This window comes from Rhodopirellula sp. P2 (genome assembly GCF_028768465.1).
GTDB lineage: Bacteria > Planctomycetota > Planctomycetia > Pirellulales > Pirellulaceae > Rhodopirellula.
This window is the reverse complement of the sequence record NZ_CP118225.1, coordinates 6,143,722-6,159,312: the sequence shown is the minus strand read 5'-3', so window position 1 is coordinate 6,159,312 and position 15,591 is coordinate 6,143,722. Positions and strand designations below refer to the sequence as shown.

The window sequence follows — 15,591 nt, the reverse complement described above, 5'->3', positions numbered from 1 at the left end:
CAATCGATGACCGAGAAACACCCGAAGGCGTCACAACAGAGTTTTGATTTCGGTTTAAACTAGCCGCTTCCAACCGACCTTCCCACCTCTGACTCCGGCATCACCATGAATCAACCCCTGGTTTCTCGCCACGTTCCCCGCAGGACACCGCGCCACGTCGCGTTCGCCCTCATCGCATCCGCGTTGCTCGGCGGCATTCTGCCCCTTGCAAGCTCGGCCGATGAACCCGCCAAAGCCAAGCGGCCCAACATCGTCTTTGTGTTTTCCGATGACCATGCGTTGCAAGCCATCGGCGCGTATGGATCCAAAATCAATCAAACGCCGAATCTGGATCGAATCGCCAATGAAGGCGCGGTTTTTCACAACTCATTCTGTGCCAATTCGATCTGTGGTCCATCACGGGCCTGCATCCTGACGGGCAAGCACAGCCACATCAACGGTTTCCTTCGCAACGGCAATCGCTTCGATGGATCGCAAGTCACGTTTCCGAAATTGCTGCAAGACGTTGGCTACCAAACCGCACTGATCGGCAAGTGGCACTTGGGCACCGATCCGGTGGGGTTCAATCACTGGGAAATCCTTCCCGGACAAGGCAACTACTACAACCCCGACTTCATCCAAATGGATGGATCACGCAAGCGGTACACCGGTTACGTCACGGACATCATCACCGAGAACACGCTGAACTGGTTGCAGAACGATCGCGACAAAGACCAACCGTTCGTGTTGATGTGCCAGCACAAGGCTCCTCACCGAAACTGGTCGCCTCCACCACGTCACTTCGACTTGTACAAAGGCGTCGACGTGGCCGAACCGGAAACCTTGTTCGATGATTACTCGGGCCGCTCAAAACTGCTGCACGAAAGCGAAATGTCCCTGGAAAACCATTTCTATTGGGGCCACGACATGAAGTTCCATGGCGAGAGCTTGTTCCCCGAACAGTTCTTGCCGCGTCTGGGCAACGCCGAATATCGCCGCATGAACGACGAACAAAAAGCTGCGTGGGACGCCGCTTACGAACCCGAAAACCAAAAGTTCATCGCCGACATGAAGGCTGGCAAACTGTCCAGCAAAGACATCACCAAATGGAAGTACCAACGCTACATCAAGGATTATCTGGGTACCGTGCAAGCGGTGGACGACAGTGTCGGCGAAGTGCTTGCCTACCTCGATGAATCAGGGCTCGCCGAAAACACGATTGTGATCTACAGCAGCGACCAAGGGTTCTATCTCGGCGAACACGGCTGGTACGACAAACGTTGGATGTTCGAAGAATCGCTTCGCATGCCGTTCCTGATTCGCTGGCCCGGTGTGATCGAACCCGGCACCGAAAGCACCGCTCCGATCCAAAACATCGACTACGCTCCCACGTTCCTGGAAGCTGCCGGGGCAGAAATCCCCGAGGCCATTCAGGGACGCAGCATGGTCTCGATGATGAAAGACGGCTGCCGAGCTTCGTCGACTTGGCGAGACGCGGTGTACTACGCCTACTACGAGAACGCGGCCGTCCACATGGTCCCCGTTCATGATGGCGTGCGCACCGAACGCTACAAGCTGATGTTTTTCCCGCGAAGCCGCGAGTGGAACCTGTTTGATCTAGAAACGGATCCTACGGAGATGAAGTCGGTCCACGATGATCCCGCTTACGCTGACATTTTGGCCGGCTTGAAAAAACGTTACGTCGACCTGCGTGATTTGTATGACGTCAACACCGCCGTCATCCCCGCCACGCGTGGCGACGAACCAGGCTGGCAAAAACGCAACATGGCGATGTCCAAGCTGGCAAAGACCGCCAAACCCAAACTGGCCTTCATCGGTGATTCGATCACCCAAGGCTGGGAAGGCCGCGGCAAGCAGGTCTGGGAGGACAACTACGCTGAGCTGGACACCATCAACTTGGGCATCGGCGGCGATCGCACCGAGCACATCATTTGGCGTTTGACCCACGGCAACCTCGGCAAGATCCAACCCGAAGTCGCTGTGTTGATGATCGGCACTAATAACACCGGTCACTTCATGCAGGACCCAACCCAAATCGCGGAAGGTGTGCAGGAGATCTTGTCGATCTTGCAAGAGAAATTGCCGAACACCAAGATCGTGTTGCAAGCCATCCTGCCGCGAGGCAAAACCAAGATGGACTTGATGCGACTGAACAACATCGCCGTCAACGATCGGATCGCGAAGATGGCGGATGGCGAGAACATCGTTTACGTCGACTTGGGCGATCACTTCCTCAACGAAGACGGCACGATCGATCCCGCGATCATGCCCGATCACTTGCACCTGTCCGAAAAGGGGTACGAGATCTGGGCCGACGCCTTGGCACCGACGCTCCAGTCGCTGGGCCTCTAAAGTGGCATCGGCTTCCAGCCTGTGATCGTCCTCTCCGAACTGAACGAAGTGAAGTTCGGGCAACCCCATTCAGGGCATCCATTTCGATGGGTGCCCTTTTTTCGTGCGATTTCCGTGGCTAGCCACATTCCCTCGCCAATCAAATCCGACGGATTGCCGTGGCGATGAAGCCGCGTTTGCCGGTAATCTCGGGGAGACATTCTGCCCCGTTTTTCCGGAAATTGACTCGCAATCCAAGATGAAAATCGCCCTGGCTTTCTCCGGTGGTGGCGTTCGTGCCACTGTGTTTCACCTGGGCGTGTTGGCGCGACTCGCGCGAGAAGACCTGTTGGGACATGTCCGGATGATCTCCAGCGTTTCCGGTGGCAGCCTCGCGGCAGGATTGGTGTTCGCCACGACCAACCATCGTTGGCCCAGCAGCGAAGAATACTTGCACGAAGTCGTTCCAAAAATCCTGCGTCTGCTGACCACCCAGAACCTGCAGCGATCCTACGTGATCAAGTCGTTGATGTTCCCCTGGCAAATTCTCAGTGGTCGTGCTGCAGTCTTGGGGGACGAGCTGGAACGCCGCTGGCAAATCCACGGTGATTTGTCCGACCTGCCTGAATCACCTCGCTGGCTGATCAACGCGACTTGCTATCAAACGGGAAAGAACTGGCGGTTTCAGCGTGATTTGATGGGCGACTACCAAACCAAGTACATCGTGGATCCCAAGTTTCGACTTTCGCACGCACTGGCCGCCTCGGCTGCCGTGCCAGGTTTGATCGGCCCGTTGATTGTGAAAGCCAAGCACCATCGCTGGCAGGAGATGCGGAACGATGAATGGCACTCCATCCCTGCCAAGTACAAGCGGCTGCACCTTTGGGATGGCGGCGTGTATGACAACCTCGGTGTGGAAGCCTTGTTCAAGCCCGGCACTGGTTTGGTCGACGGCACCGACTTTCTGATCGTCTGCGATGCCTCGCGACCACTGGGGAGTGAATCACGGCGGTCCAAGTGGCGTCCCGGGTACCTGAAAGCCTCGATGCGACTGGTCGACGTGGCCACCGATCAAGTCCGCAGTCTCCGTGCCCGGATGTTGATCGACCACTTCAAGAAAAACCCCGGCAGCGGCGCGTACTTGCGACTCGGCCTGAAGAGCAAGCGATCCACACTGCGGGCCCACCAGCCCTCGGATGGCTCTGCCAGCACTTCCGGAATTCGCGAATCCCACTGGACCGAGCAGCCCTCGCTCACGGACGACGAAGTCGATCGCGTCTCCAGGATTGAGACGACGCTTCGCCGATTGAATCATCAAGAGTTCAGTCTGTTGTTTCGGCATGGCTACGAAGTCGCCAACGGAACGCTGGCTCGCTACGGCGGCGAATCGCTTGACCGAATCCCCCGCAGTCGCGTTCTCTTGCGGGCCGCGTGAGCGGAGCCGCATCAACGCCAGATTTGCACGAACGCAGAGATTCAATCGCTCTGGATTTCGGATGCTTCAGAGCATCGCAGGCAACTCGTCATCGACCACCTTTGTGGTGATGCAGTTCAAGCCGGTCCTTGTCGCTGGGGGCTTGTGGTTGTTTCGATGCAGCGATTTTTTGATCGCGGGACTCCGCTCGCAGACCAAGCCGCATTTTTCCTTCGCGAGGGGTCGCGAAGGATCAGTTCAATTCCGCCGCTGGGGCTCGGTGGGAAGCGGTCTGCTGTTGTTTTGCTTCCCGCTGCTAGGGAGGGCTGGTAAAGTGGACGACGTTTGTGTGTCTCTCCCTTTTGTAGCCTAGGACTTGCCGTGACGTGCTCGAAGCAACTCTGTCGGAACTTCCTGTTGCCCGAAGCGGTGTTCTGGATTGCGAGCGTCTTGGCGTGCTCGCTTGCGAGCGCCGCGGACAGCACTGTCACTGCGGCATCTCCTTCGGGGGCGGGTGCCCAGGCCAAGCAAGCCGATGGCCTCCAGGGCTTTGTTGAGCTGTTTGATGGCAAATCGTTCGACGGTTGGGAGCACAGTGGCAACTGGCGAATCGAAAACGGGGCGTTCTTTCGCGCCGCCGACGGTGGGCCACTCACTTACAAACGCAAATCCGTTCCGGATGACTTCGAGCTTCGGTTCGATTGGAAAGTTTCCAAGGCTTGCAACAGCGGCGTCTATTACCGGCCCGGTCAGGTCGAATATCAAGTGCTTGACAACGTGGACAGCCCCTACGGAGAGAATCCACGGCAAGCGGCAGCTTCATTGTTCTTCTGCATGGCGCCTTCCAGGGATGCAACGCGTCCCGTGGGCGAGTGGAATCGAGGGAGGGTGGTTTGCAAAGGAACTGTGATTCAGCATTGGCTCAACGGTCAAAAGGTTTTGGACTTTGACTACACGGATCCAAAGTGGGGCGAGATGGTGAAGTTGTTGGCGATCCGGGGTGGCGATCTCACTGGTCGTGGAGGCGAGCTTTGGCTTCAGGATCATGGTCAGCCGGTTTGGTATCGCAATCTACGTTGGCGAGAAATTCCAAGTGGGGAGACCCTTCGCCCATCGCTCGATTTCCAGCCGATGTCAATTCCGCCAGCAGCACTGGCGAAGGAGCAGCAACGCGTGCAGGCAATGCTCGAAGCTGCAGAGTCCAGGTGAGATCGACGGGTGTGAGTCAGTCTTTTCTTGTACCGTAAGGTGCCACCCACCATCCGAGAGGTCCTCCCGTTTGCAGCGGGCGGGGTTCTTGAGATGTAGGCCAGGTTCCACCTGGCAACCACGCCAATGCTTTGGAACAAAGCGAGGCATTTGCACCATTCCACGTGACATCGACGTGGGATTTCAATCGGCCAGTCACCCGTGCCAGGTGGGACCTGGCCTACAAACAACAGCGCGTCTGTCTCCAGAGAAATCCCGTATGGTGGGTGGCACCTTATGGAGGAGGCGCTGGGGCGAAATTTTCGAGTCGTCCAACGCGATCGCAGATTGGGTAAACGGTGGCTGCAACTGATGGGGAAGGAGCCCGCGTGCTTTTGGGCGTGAGAGCTGTGCCGCCCCTCCGGGACTTGGGACATTTCTGGTGGTTCACCGTTCCGGGGCCTGACGACCCCGGCAATGGATCTGTCAGCCCTTCGGGCCTGTTGAGCGGGTGGCGTTGTGGGCGCATGAAAAAAGCCCCGCTATTAGCGGGGCTTGAGTGCATGGGCGATGAGGGACTCGAACCCCCGACATCCTCGGTGTAAACGAGGCGCTCTAGCCAACTGAGCTAATCGCCCTTTCAAAAAGTCAGGGACTTTTTTTAGGGTGTGCCCGGACTGGTTCAGCAGTCCAGGCCTGTGCCATCCGGCAGGTTCCGTTTGAGCAACGGATTGTCTCGGGGCTGATGGCTCTGTTCACACAGTCTTGGCTCGACGTGCGACAACCGATCAGCGGGACAACATGCGGGTGCGTTTGTTGCGGCGTTCGGCACGCAGGCGGGCGCGGCGATTGGTTTCGCTGGGCTTTTCGTAGAACTCGCGGCGACGCATCTCTTTTTTGATACCGCTTCGCTCGACCAATTTTCTAAACCGGCGGACTGCCTCCTGAATCGTTTCCCGATCACGCACCAATAACTTTACCATTGCCGCTCCGTAAACCCTTTCAATTCAATCGTTTGCATGGTCCAAATCCTCCAAGTCGAGGAATGAAGTGTCGCGTCCGAGCAGCAGTAAATACCACACTCGCCGCGGTGAAGGCCGCGAATCATAACGACCTAACACCGCACCCCACAACCGAGGAAACGGAAAGTACGGCCGTTTTATGCCGAAAACGCCGCTTTCAACCTTGATCTGAAACCACTGTTTCGATCGTGCGTGAACCTGGGCGTTTTGGCGTCGCTGAATCAGCTTGGTTCATCGAGCCTTGAACGGCGGCTTCGCAAGCATGCGGGGCCGCCAAGACGCTTGTTTCCCAAGGCGTGATTCACCAGTTTGTGGTTTATCGGGTTCAGGCAGCCGCCCGCGTGAGGTTTTCCATGGGAACCGTTTCACACCGGATTCCGTCCACGCCGTAATAAACCATGGATTTGGTTTTCAGGTCGGCGATTGCAGTGAGTTTGACACTCCGGGGGCCGTGCAAGCAGAAATACAGGCCGCAGGTGGCTCCCCGCCGAACCACTTCCCGCTGAGTCAGCGGGAATTGATGGGGCTCGAGGTGTCCCAGTTCGCACAGTTTGTCTTCGACTTGGCGACGCAGTAGCGGCAAATCGATCGTTTCGAGAGAATACCCGATCATCAACATCCTTTCGTCCAACGGGGAGTCCGATGCCGATGGTGTCACACCTCCACGGCGTGACAGTTTGTCCCTGGGTGACAGGGGCCATCTGGTCACTGCGAGCATCAGACGCCGACGGTATCGACGCGCCGGGCGGAGAATCTTCGGGGCGATCTGGTTCAGGTCCGGTCGTGCGGCCAACCCGATTGAAATTCATTCCTATTGCACCCGTTGTGGCAGTCTTGCGCGATTAGACGGGGGGAGCCACTCCAGTCGCTCAGACGGTTCATCCGCGTTGCTCGTCCCCAATTGCGGGAGCTTCAGGAAAAAACGCCGGGTTGGCCAAAAGTTTTCAACCTGGCAACGAAGCTACCGCGCTTTTCTGGCCTCGGTCACCACATCCTTGCGGGGCACGACGCGGTGAAAGTGCAGGTGGACTTCGCGATCGATCACGCGGCGCAAGCCTTCGACCAAACACGCCGGTTCATTCTCGGATTCGCCTTGAGCGATGATTTCGTCCAGCGGAGTGCCTGGGACGACTGAAAAAGTTCGCTGGTTGATCGTTTGATTGCCGGCATCCAGTTCGGGAATGATGAAGTGGCAGGTGGCACCAAAGGTCAGCATCCGAGCGTTGTGAGCGTCGTGGTAGGGGCGGAATCCCGGGAAACCAGGCAGCAGCCCGTGGTGAAGATTGATGATCCGTCCGCCTGCGAATTGCCAGCAGGCGTCGGCGGGCAGGATTCGCATGTAGCGAGCCAGAATCAGGTAATCGATGTCGTATTCGTCCAGCGTGGCCAGAAGTGCGGCGTCATCGACCGCTCCCGTGCCATCGCCGATCATCCGGAAATCGGAGTGGAACTCGTCCGCGAGGAAGCCCAGTTTTTGGCGATTCGAAATGATCACAGGAACTTCGGCGGCGATCTGGCCGGAGGCAACTGCCTCCAGAACTGCTCGTGGGGTGTGCTCGACATACGTACACGCCACGGCCAGTCGCGGGCGACTCGAACGAGCATCGGGGCTCCAGGCCCGGATCGACAATCCGGTGTGTTCGCCGATTTGTTTCATCTCGTTCTGCAACTGTGTGAGCAATTGCTGCGGATCGGAACCGGCGTCGAACTGCAGGCGACAGAGCATCGCGAAAAGTTCTTCCTCGTCGTGGTCATACATCTGGATTTCGGAAATCCGAGCCCCTCGTGCGGTGACGTGGTGAATGATCGGATCTGCCAAACCGGAGTGATCCGGTCCCAAGGCGGTGATGACGACTTCCATGTGGAGGCTTTTGCGAGGAAACTGTTGGCCCGACGAATTTGCAAATTATCACATTCGACCCAATCATGCCCACCGCATCCAAGTTGCCCGTCGCCACGCCGCCCTCGGTCACTGGCCGTCGCCGATCCGATTTTCCCGCCGATGCAAATTTGTGCGATCATTGCACAGCCAAGTGCTGTCATTACTTCGCGCTGCCAATCGACGAACCGGTGACGCGTAAAGATTTTGACTTCATGCGGTGGTATTTGCTGCACGATCGAGCCACCGTGTTTGTGGACGAGGACACCTGGTACTTGCTGGTTCACACGACTTGCAAGCACTTGCAAGACGATCATCGATGCGGCATCTACGAAACCCGGCCTCAGATTTGTCGTGAGTACACCACGAAGGAATGTGAGTTCGAGGACGACTGGTGCTACGAGAAGTACTTCGAAACGCCGGAACAAATCGACGAGTACGCCGACGCCTTGTTTGGCCCGCAGTTTCCGGAAGGAGCCGACCGGGACATTGACTCGATCCGCAGTCGACGGCCGACGGGACTTCCTGTCGTTGGGTAGCGGAACTCGTCAAGAGTTTCGGCAAATTTGGATGCCAACCGAAAGTCTTGACGACTTCCGCTACGACTCACACCCTCCACTTTCCTTCTTCCCACTCACCGACCCCCATGATTCAACCTCGCACGCTGAAGGGATTTCGCGATTACTTGCCCGCCGTGATGATCCCGCGGGAACAATTGATGCAAACCGCTCGCGAAGTGTTTCGCAGTTTCGGGTTCGCTCCGATCGACACGCCGACGCTCGAACACCTGGACATTCTGACAGGCAAAGGCAGCGATGAAACCGATCGCCAGCTCTATTCGTTTGAAGACAACGGCGGTCGTGCGGTGGGGATGCGATTTGACTTGACGGTGCCGTTGGCTCGCTTCGCCGCTCAGCACATCGGCACCTTGGGAACCCCGTTCAAGCGTTATCACATCGCTCCGGTTTGGCGCGGTGAGAAACCGCAAGAAGGCCGCTACCGCGAATTTGTGCAGTGTGACTTTGACACGATCGGCACCACGTCGGAACTCGCTGACATCGAAGCGGTTTGCGTGATCGATGCGTTGCTGCGAGCGATCGGGATCGACGCGTTCACGATCAGCATCAACAACCGGGCGATCTTGACCGGGTTGCTGGAATCGTTGGGCCTGGGTGACAAGACGACTCCGGTGCTGCGAAGTCTCGACAAGCTTGGAAAGATCGGCCGTGAAAAGACAGCCAATGAGATGATTGAGTCGGCGGGGGTGACGGCCGAACAAGCCGACGCGGTGTTGCGATTGGCAGAATGCGATGGCGACGCGGAATCCATTTTGGCATCGTTGCCCGAGATCACGGGCGGCAACGAAACCGCCGCCGCAGGCATTGAACGATTGACCCAGATCTATCGCGGTGCCTTGGCATCGGGGGTCAGCCCGGACCGTTTGAAAATCGATGTCTCGATCGCTCGCGGGTTGGATTACTACACCGGGGTGATCTTCGAAACGACGCTGGATGACCTGCCTGGCATCGGCAGCGTTTGCAGCGGCGGACGCTATGACAACCTGGCGGGACTGTACACCAAGCAACATCTGCCCGGCATCGGTGCGTCGCTTGGTTTGGACCGCTTGCTCGCCGCACTGGAAAGCTTGGGCCGATTGTCAGGTGTGAGCAAGCCGTGTGCTGTGTTCGTTCCGTTCTTCGACAAGGGGCACCGCGACGATTACTTGAAGTTGGCGACGCAGCTTCGCACGGCGGGGATCGGCGTCGAGGTTTACCCGGAGCCCAAGAAGCTTGGTCAACAACTCAAGTACGCGGACTCGCAAGGATTCGCCGTCGCCATCGTCGCGGGCGGCAATGAATGGGAGGCCGGCACGGTGCAAGTCAAAACGCTCGCAACGAAAGAGTCACAAGATGTGGCGTACTCGCATGATTCGCCAAACGCGTTGATCGAGGCAATTCAGGCGGTGACTTCGTAGACCGCGGTTGGACGCTCTCGATCGAATCAACACCGACGAACAGATCAACGCACGAGTGAAACCAACACACCGGTGAAACCAACGTACGAAAAAACGGGTGCTCCCATTGGGAAGCACCCGTTGTCGTTGAGTCAACCAACACAGGTCACTCGATCCGCCAAAGTCAAAGAGCTGGCCAGGCGGTCGTTCAAAGAGGCGAGCCGTCGGACTTCAGGGCGAAGTCGAACACCGTTTGGCTGTCACTGACGGTGGCTTGGAGCTGTGAATCCTCGTTGTAGGCTTCGGGAACCTGTTCGTTGGGATTGCGTTTTTTCTTCTTTTTGCGTCGAGCAGCTGCGTCGTCGTCATCATCATCAGCGCCTTCGGTGTCCACTTCACCGGTCGACGCGGTGGTGCTGATTCGCACTATTTTGTCTCCGGGTGGAACACCCATCACTTCGCTGTTGAATTTGATTTCATAGTTGCCATCGGCGTTGGTGGTGCCATAGGAAAACGTCGTGTCCGGGGCCTCGAACATCACGACGGCGCCTTCGAGAGGTTGCCCGTCCAGAGTGACTGTGCCCGTGATCGGAACCAGTCCAATGGAGGCATAATCCGCGTTGTCACTTGATCCACAGCCGGTGCTGGTTGCCAAGGTGAGTGCGAGGCAACCGACCAGGGCTAGAGCGGCTGCTTGCTTGATTGCTGAGTACAGAACGATCATGGATGTTTCAAAGAAGTGTTGAATGGAATGATGGAGAGGCGGCGCGAATCAAATTTCGCCGGGGAGTTCGCCACCGTCACGTGAACCGAGAGCGTCGTAGACGTCTTCTGCCAGCGATTCGGTCAGGAATGCCACCGAGCCATCGCACTTCAAGAAGTGGGCCCCGCCGACGTGGTAGCTTCCGAACGCCAGTTCCATCAATCGGCCGCTCATCAAGGGGGCTCGTTTGATAGCGTTGATCGGAGTGATTGTCACACCGGCGACTTCCGAGAATTCCGTGCCTCCCGTTCCGCCGTCGCAGCGGCAAGGGTCGGTTTGAGGAGCACCGATGTACCAGTAGTCCATGCCTTGCCCGTCTTTGACGAACTTCGGGTTGTTATAGCTTTCGCCGATCATGATCGTGTTCGACGTGCCGTCCAAGATGTCGCGGAACTTGGTTTTGCTGCAGGCGTAGAAAATGCCGTCTTGGTCCAAGCTTTCCATTGAGATTGTGTCGGGCAGCGCGGTGCTGGTGTCATCCGAGGTCGCCAAGGTCCCGGCGACGCCGCGGTAACTGGCGGGAACGCGTTGTGGAATGCCGTTGTAATCCATGTGCAATGGCAGCGCCATGCTGGGACAACGGTAGGTCGGAATGACGGTTTCACAAGCTTCTTCGTTGGGGCCATCGTCGGTGGCCCAGTTGCCCAGGCCCGACTCTTGGAAAATCAGGGTCTGGTACAAGTTGGCTTGTTCAATCTGAGGCAAAATGTGGCCGCTCCAGGTCATGCCGCGGTTGTCCCAGCCGTAGGGGAACTTGTTGAACGTGTCGTGATACACGTGAAGCCCCAATCCGATTTGCTTGAGGTTGTTGCCGCACTGCATTCGGCGGGCGGCTTCGCGAGCGGATTGTACGGCGGGCAATAGCAAGCCAACCAACACGCCGATGATGGCGATCACAACCAACAGTTCAACCAACGTGAATCCGCGAGTCGATGTGGTGGGGCGGGCGGCGGAGTGATCGGTGCACAGGCGGGCTGGGGATCGGCGACTCGATTGGGTCGTCTGACAGGTCATTCGTTTCTTCCAGCAAGATTGGGTGGGGAAACGGCGGGAACTGAATTTGTTGATGGGCCGCCGTGGGTGATGTTGGGCGGGACTGTAGGAAACGACTGTGAAGAAACGGCGAGGCGCAAAGTGAAGATTTCGTGAACCGAAGGGAACGCTTCGGCGCGGCGAAACGCCTTTCAAACTGGGGGAGCCGGCCGCGCGTAGCGACCACCTACTGTCACGCTCAGCTTCATAAAAGCAGCGAGCAGTCCTGTGGAGGGGTTCCGGTTTCAAGCGAGAATTTTTCGGGAACTTTGCTTCCCGAGTTGCAACGAGCTCTCAAGGTGCCGTTTGCGGGCCCCGAAGCTTGCTCGGGTAGTCCAACAGAAGCTGTTTGATCATCAGGCTCGGCAAGCCGGCGGGGACAAAGTGATCAAACGCGTGGTTCACAATCCGCTCGTTGTCGGCGTGAGTGACATCGTTCATGTGCGGCGTCACATCGCCGCGAATGTCTTGGTCGATATCGATTGCTTGCGGGGGCTGGTCGGATTCGAAGGACAAATCGTCCAGGTCGATCCATCGTTGTTGGGGCGACGTTTGAGTTCGAAAATGAATCCGACGCTCCTCTGGCAGGTAGACCAAATTCCACTGAGTCAAATGGCCTTGCGCCACCATTTGCAAGCAGCGGTGGGCGTAGTCGATGGGGGGCTGTTGATCGTCCAAGTCATTCGCCATCTCGACCAAGCGAACTCCCCGGCCATATCGCAACAGACTGGTGTTGTTGACTTGGTTGGTTTGGGAGTCTTCCCACGACGAGTTTGCCAGCACGCAGGTTTGCGTCTTGGGGTTGCCGTCTTCCAAGCAGTAATCCTCGCCGTGCCGAACCACTGCTTTGCCGTTGATGAATTCGACGACCGCTACATCCCCGCCTGCATCGGTGACGAAGTAGTGAACCGTTTCGACCACCGGAAGCATTGGAATGGGCACGATGGTGGAAAGGCTGTCGACCACTTCCGCGACGGTTGCGGCGGTGTCGAGTTGATACTGGACCCACTGAATCGCGTTGACCGCGGTGAGTTCGGGATCTGCCTCGACGCTCACGGGATCTGGAAAGGTGGCTTGAGGCAAATGCAACAAGTCCACGGTCAGCCCTTTTTCGTTCATTCCGGCAAACGGAATTTCTCGGCCGAATTGGCAGAACGAAACGCTGCCGTACTTGGAGGTCCAAGTCGCGGGTTTGATCGGCGCCAGCGATGTTTTCTCAATGCCGCGAAGATTGGTGATCACCAGCGCTTCGCCAAACGGCCAGTCGTGATTGCGTGCGATGACCAACTGCCCGTGTATGTTCAGTCGCATGACGGTGCAAGCGACGGCGGGCTGGGCCGCGGTGACCGCCCAGAACCCCATCCATGCGAGCGTTGAAATCGCCCCCTTGCCGGCGAGCGATCGAAACAAGCGAGCGGGACGACTGTTTCGACGTGAGCACATGACAGGGGACTCCGGCGGTGAGTGGTCTGTGAAAAGGGCGAACGCGTGGGTTTCGTGGTCTGCCACCGCTTGGTTTTCAGGTCCCGTTGGTGACGAAAGTCGTCGAGACATCCGCGAATCAGGGTGCAAATCGCAACTTGTGATGAGCTCCGTTGCCCGAGGGAGTGAGCTGCGGCGGAAGACTTGGAAACCGAGTGGTCCGCGAATTCATGGTAGCAAACTCGCCAAGCCGAGGCCGGATCGATTTTTCGGGGGCGGGTGGATCGAGGTCTCAGGCCGGGAAACTTCTGCTGCGTGAAACTTCGCATTGGCCGTCTCGGTGGCCTAACCGGCAAAGTTTGCCAAAACGACTCAACCGTCACGATCGTCTCATCCGATACCAGTTCACGTGGCATCTGGTGTTGCGCGAGGTGGCGTGTGGACAACATGCAGCCGAAACGCCGGCCGGCCACTTCGATTCGCGACTACCCCCGACGATTGAATCCAAGCGAACTACCCCATGAACTCTTTGATCTGGCGCCGACTTCCCCGGTTAGCGAAACACTGTGTGGTCCTCGTGGCTTGCCTGGCATGCTCACCATTGGCAGCACAGGTCCGAGTCAAGAAACCGGACCGCGATACCTATCAAGCACCCGTCCGTGGCGGTGGCTCGGCAATGACCAGCGATTGGGAATTGTATCCCGACGCCAGTTCGGAGCTCAGTCGCATTCAGATCGACGAAGTTGTCTATGACGACGTGGAAGCGTCCGCGGACGCCGGTGGCAACGGTTTGCAGGTTCTAGAAGAACCCAGCGGACTGAAGTTGCGAACGCTCGGCGCAACAACCGGCTCGAACGCTCAGTCTGCCAGCGCCCAAATCGTCCGGCCTGTTTCGGCCATGTCGATTGATCGCGATGCGAACGCTGGCGGTGCTTCGATGCGACCGGCTCGCGTCATCCGCAAAACATCTGGCACGGTCACCGTGATGGAACACCCCACGTTCTCGGGTGAAACGATCATCGGATCGGGCACACCCATGGCGTTGCACGGTCCCGGTTGTGGTCTGGAAGGCCCGGGGTGTGGAGTGGAAGGTTGCGGTTGTGGTTTCGATGTCAGCTGTGGGCTGGAGGGCCCAGGTTGTGGGCTGGAATCGTATGGCTGCGACAGTTGTGGCTATGGAGGCTGCGATGGCCTGTGCGGGTCTGGTGGAGCGATTTGTGTCGATCCGAATCGTTGGTTTGGTTCGGCTGAGTTGATGATCATGTTCCGCAAAGGCGATCGATTGCCGCCGTTGGTGACAACTGACACTTCGCCGAACACAGGATCGCTTGATACCGGAACGGTTTTGGCCGGGAATGATTCTGTGTTGAAAGACGCCGCGGCAGGCGGACGTTTGACACTCGGTCTGTGGTTGGACCGCCATCAATGCCGCAGTCTGGTCTTCCGGGGCTGGGTCGCTGGTGATGAAAACTACAGCTTTGGTGCTGACCAACGAAACTTTGACGTGCTCGCGATTCCGTTTTTCAACGTCGCAACCGACGCGGAAGATTCCAATGTGGTCGTGTTCCCAAATGCTCCGGCCGATCCTGCGATCAACGGTCGCTTTGGTGCGGTCGGCGTCAATGCCTACAGCGAACTGCACGGTGGTGACATCTCGGTGCGTCAGTTCTGGCGAGGAGGTTTGGGAACCACGTTCGACGTGCTCTACGGTTACCAATACATGCGGTTGTCGGAAGGTTTGAACATCGCGTCCAGCTCAACGCTGACCGAGGGAGCCGACGCGGGCAACTACATTTCGATTCGCGATTCCTTTGAAGCGACCAGCGAATTCCACGGAGCCCAATTTGGTTTGGCCGGTCGCTACCGCGAAGGTTGCTGGAGCTTCAATTGGTTGGCCAAGGCGGCGTTTGGAAACGTTCGACGCACGGCGGATCGGCAAGGCAGTACAACGGTCGGTCCTCCCGACACCCCACAAGATGGTGGGTTGTTTGTCGACGCGGATACCAACGAAGGCACCTTCACCAGCGACACGTTTGGTTGGGTTCCCGAATTGGACGTCAACTTGGGCTGGCACCGATTCGACCACTTTGACGTCACGGTCGGTTATCACTTGATGGCCATGACGGACGCCATTCAGGTCTCTGGGATCTTCGACCGAAACATCAACGACCCCAACAATGTCTTGCCGTCGCCGGCGATGCGAGACAGCACGTTCTACGTGCAGGGCATCCACTTCGGGCTGAGTTACACCCACTGAGTGGACTGCCGATTTGGTTTTTTGGAGCTGGTTGGTCGCTTGTCTGAGCCGCATGTTCGGTTGAGCCGCACTTTGTTGGCTGCGGTTCCGAGGCCAACGGAGTTCGAGGGGAGCGAGGTGAGCAGGGAGCGAGGTGAAGACGGTTCAGGGGCATGACGCCGACGACCAGCCCCACGTGGGGGCTGTCACTGGGACGCTGGTTGGCTGAACGGTTCGACAAATGACGTGTGGAACGTGGTCGGTGAGCGATTGCGGGAGTCAAATTTGCCGACTCGACCGGCGGCAATTAGGATGTGGGGCTGCTTTCTTGTTTCGCTCCACGACCCCCT

Annotated in this window: 12 protein-coding genes and 1 tRNA gene; 6 read left to right on the top strand and 7 right to left on the bottom strand. The window is 57.7% G+C overall.

Translation table 11 applies throughout. The features are described 5' to 3' along the window. Positions 1–105: 105 nt before the first annotated feature. From PSR62_RS21690 to PSR62_RS21680, 3 genes are all read left to right on the top strand, one after another. On the top strand, positions 106–2,352 hold the full coding sequence (locus tag PSR62_RS21690; protein WP_274405065.1) for a sulfatase/phosphatase domain-containing protein: 2,247 nt from the start codon (positions 106–108) through the stop codon (positions 2,350–2,352). 238 nt (positions 2,353–2,590) lie between these two features. Continuing rightward, positions 2,591–3,766, top strand: coding sequence for a patatin-like phospholipase family protein (locus PSR62_RS21685; protein ID WP_274405064.1), 1,176 nt, complete (start codon positions 2,591–2,593; stop codon positions 3,764–3,766). A 360-nt stretch (positions 3,767–4,126) separates the two neighbouring features. Continuing rightward, complete coding sequence (locus PSR62_RS21680) at positions 4,127–4,954, top strand: 3-keto-disaccharide hydrolase (RefSeq protein WP_274405063.1); 828 nt, start codon at positions 4,127–4,129, stop codon at positions 4,952–4,954. A 543-nt stretch (positions 4,955–5,497) separates the two neighbouring features. Here the strand turns inward: PSR62_RS21680 and PSR62_RS21675 are convergent. The 4 genes from PSR62_RS21675 to PSR62_RS21660 form a co-directional block, all read right to left on the bottom strand. Further along, positions 5,498–5,571: transfer RNA gene (locus PSR62_RS21675), tRNA-Val, on the bottom strand. Positions 5,572–5,721: 150 nt separating this feature from the next. Then, a complete protein-coding gene (gene rpsU / locus PSR62_RS21670; RefSeq protein ID WP_007338941.1) occupies positions 5,722–5,916 on the bottom strand; it encodes a 30S ribosomal protein S21 in 195 nt (64 codons plus the stop codon). Positions 5,917–6,280: 364 nt separating this feature from the next. Next, a complete protein-coding gene (locus tag PSR62_RS21665) occupies positions 6,281–6,568 on the bottom strand; it encodes a hypothetical protein (protein ID WP_274405062.1) in 288 nt (95 codons plus the stop codon). 348 nt (positions 6,569–6,916) lie between these two features. Beyond that, entirely contained in the window at positions 6,917–7,816 is a 900-nt protein-coding gene (locus PSR62_RS21660) for a formyltransferase family protein (RefSeq protein ID WP_274405061.1), read from the bottom strand. A 65-nt stretch (positions 7,817–7,881) separates the two neighbouring features. On the opposite strand from PSR62_RS21660, the gene PSR62_RS21655 reads away from it, so the two are divergent. Together PSR62_RS21655 and hisS are read left to right on the top strand one after the other, a co-directional pair. Then, the gene (locus tag PSR62_RS21655) at positions 7,882–8,373 is read left to right on the top strand and encodes a YkgJ family cysteine cluster protein (protein ID WP_274405060.1); all 492 of its coding nucleotides are present in this window, start codon (positions 7,882–7,884) and stop codon (positions 8,371–8,373) included. Between the two features lie 107 nt (positions 8,374–8,480). Continuing rightward, positions 8,481–9,809: a histidine--tRNA ligase gene (gene hisS, locus PSR62_RS21650; protein WP_274405059.1), complete on the top strand. Its 1,329-nt coding sequence runs from the start codon at positions 8,481–8,483 to the stop codon at positions 9,807–9,809. Positions 9,810–9,996: 187 nt separating this feature from the next. On the opposite strand, the gene PSR62_RS21645 is transcribed toward hisS, so the two are convergent. From PSR62_RS21645 to PSR62_RS21635, 3 genes are all read right to left on the bottom strand, one after another. Further along, complete coding sequence (locus PSR62_RS21645) at positions 9,997–10,512, bottom strand: carboxypeptidase-like regulatory domain-containing protein (protein WP_274405058.1); 516 nt, start codon at positions 10,510–10,512, stop codon at positions 9,997–9,999. A gap of 48 nt (positions 10,513–10,560) precedes the next feature. Continuing rightward, positions 10,561–11,565 carry a DUF1559 domain-containing protein gene (locus PSR62_RS21640; protein WP_274405057.1) on the bottom strand — a complete coding sequence of 335 codons (1,005 nt, stop codon included), beginning with the start codon at positions 11,563–11,565 and terminating at the stop codon, positions 10,561–10,563. Positions 11,566–11,877: 312 nt separating this feature from the next. Further along, positions 11,878–13,026: a linear amide C-N hydrolase gene (locus PSR62_RS21635; protein ID WP_274405056.1), complete on the bottom strand. Its 1,149-nt coding sequence runs from the start codon at positions 13,024–13,026 to the stop codon at positions 11,878–11,880. Between the two features lie 499 nt (positions 13,027–13,525). Between PSR62_RS21635 and PSR62_RS21630 the strand changes: the two genes are divergently transcribed. Next, positions 13,526–15,262 (top strand): BBP7 family outer membrane beta-barrel protein, encoded by a 1,737-nt coding sequence (locus PSR62_RS21630; RefSeq protein WP_274405055.1) that lies wholly within the window; start codon positions 13,526–13,528, stop codon positions 15,260–15,262. The last annotated feature ends 329 nt before the right edge of the window (positions 15,263–15,591 follow it).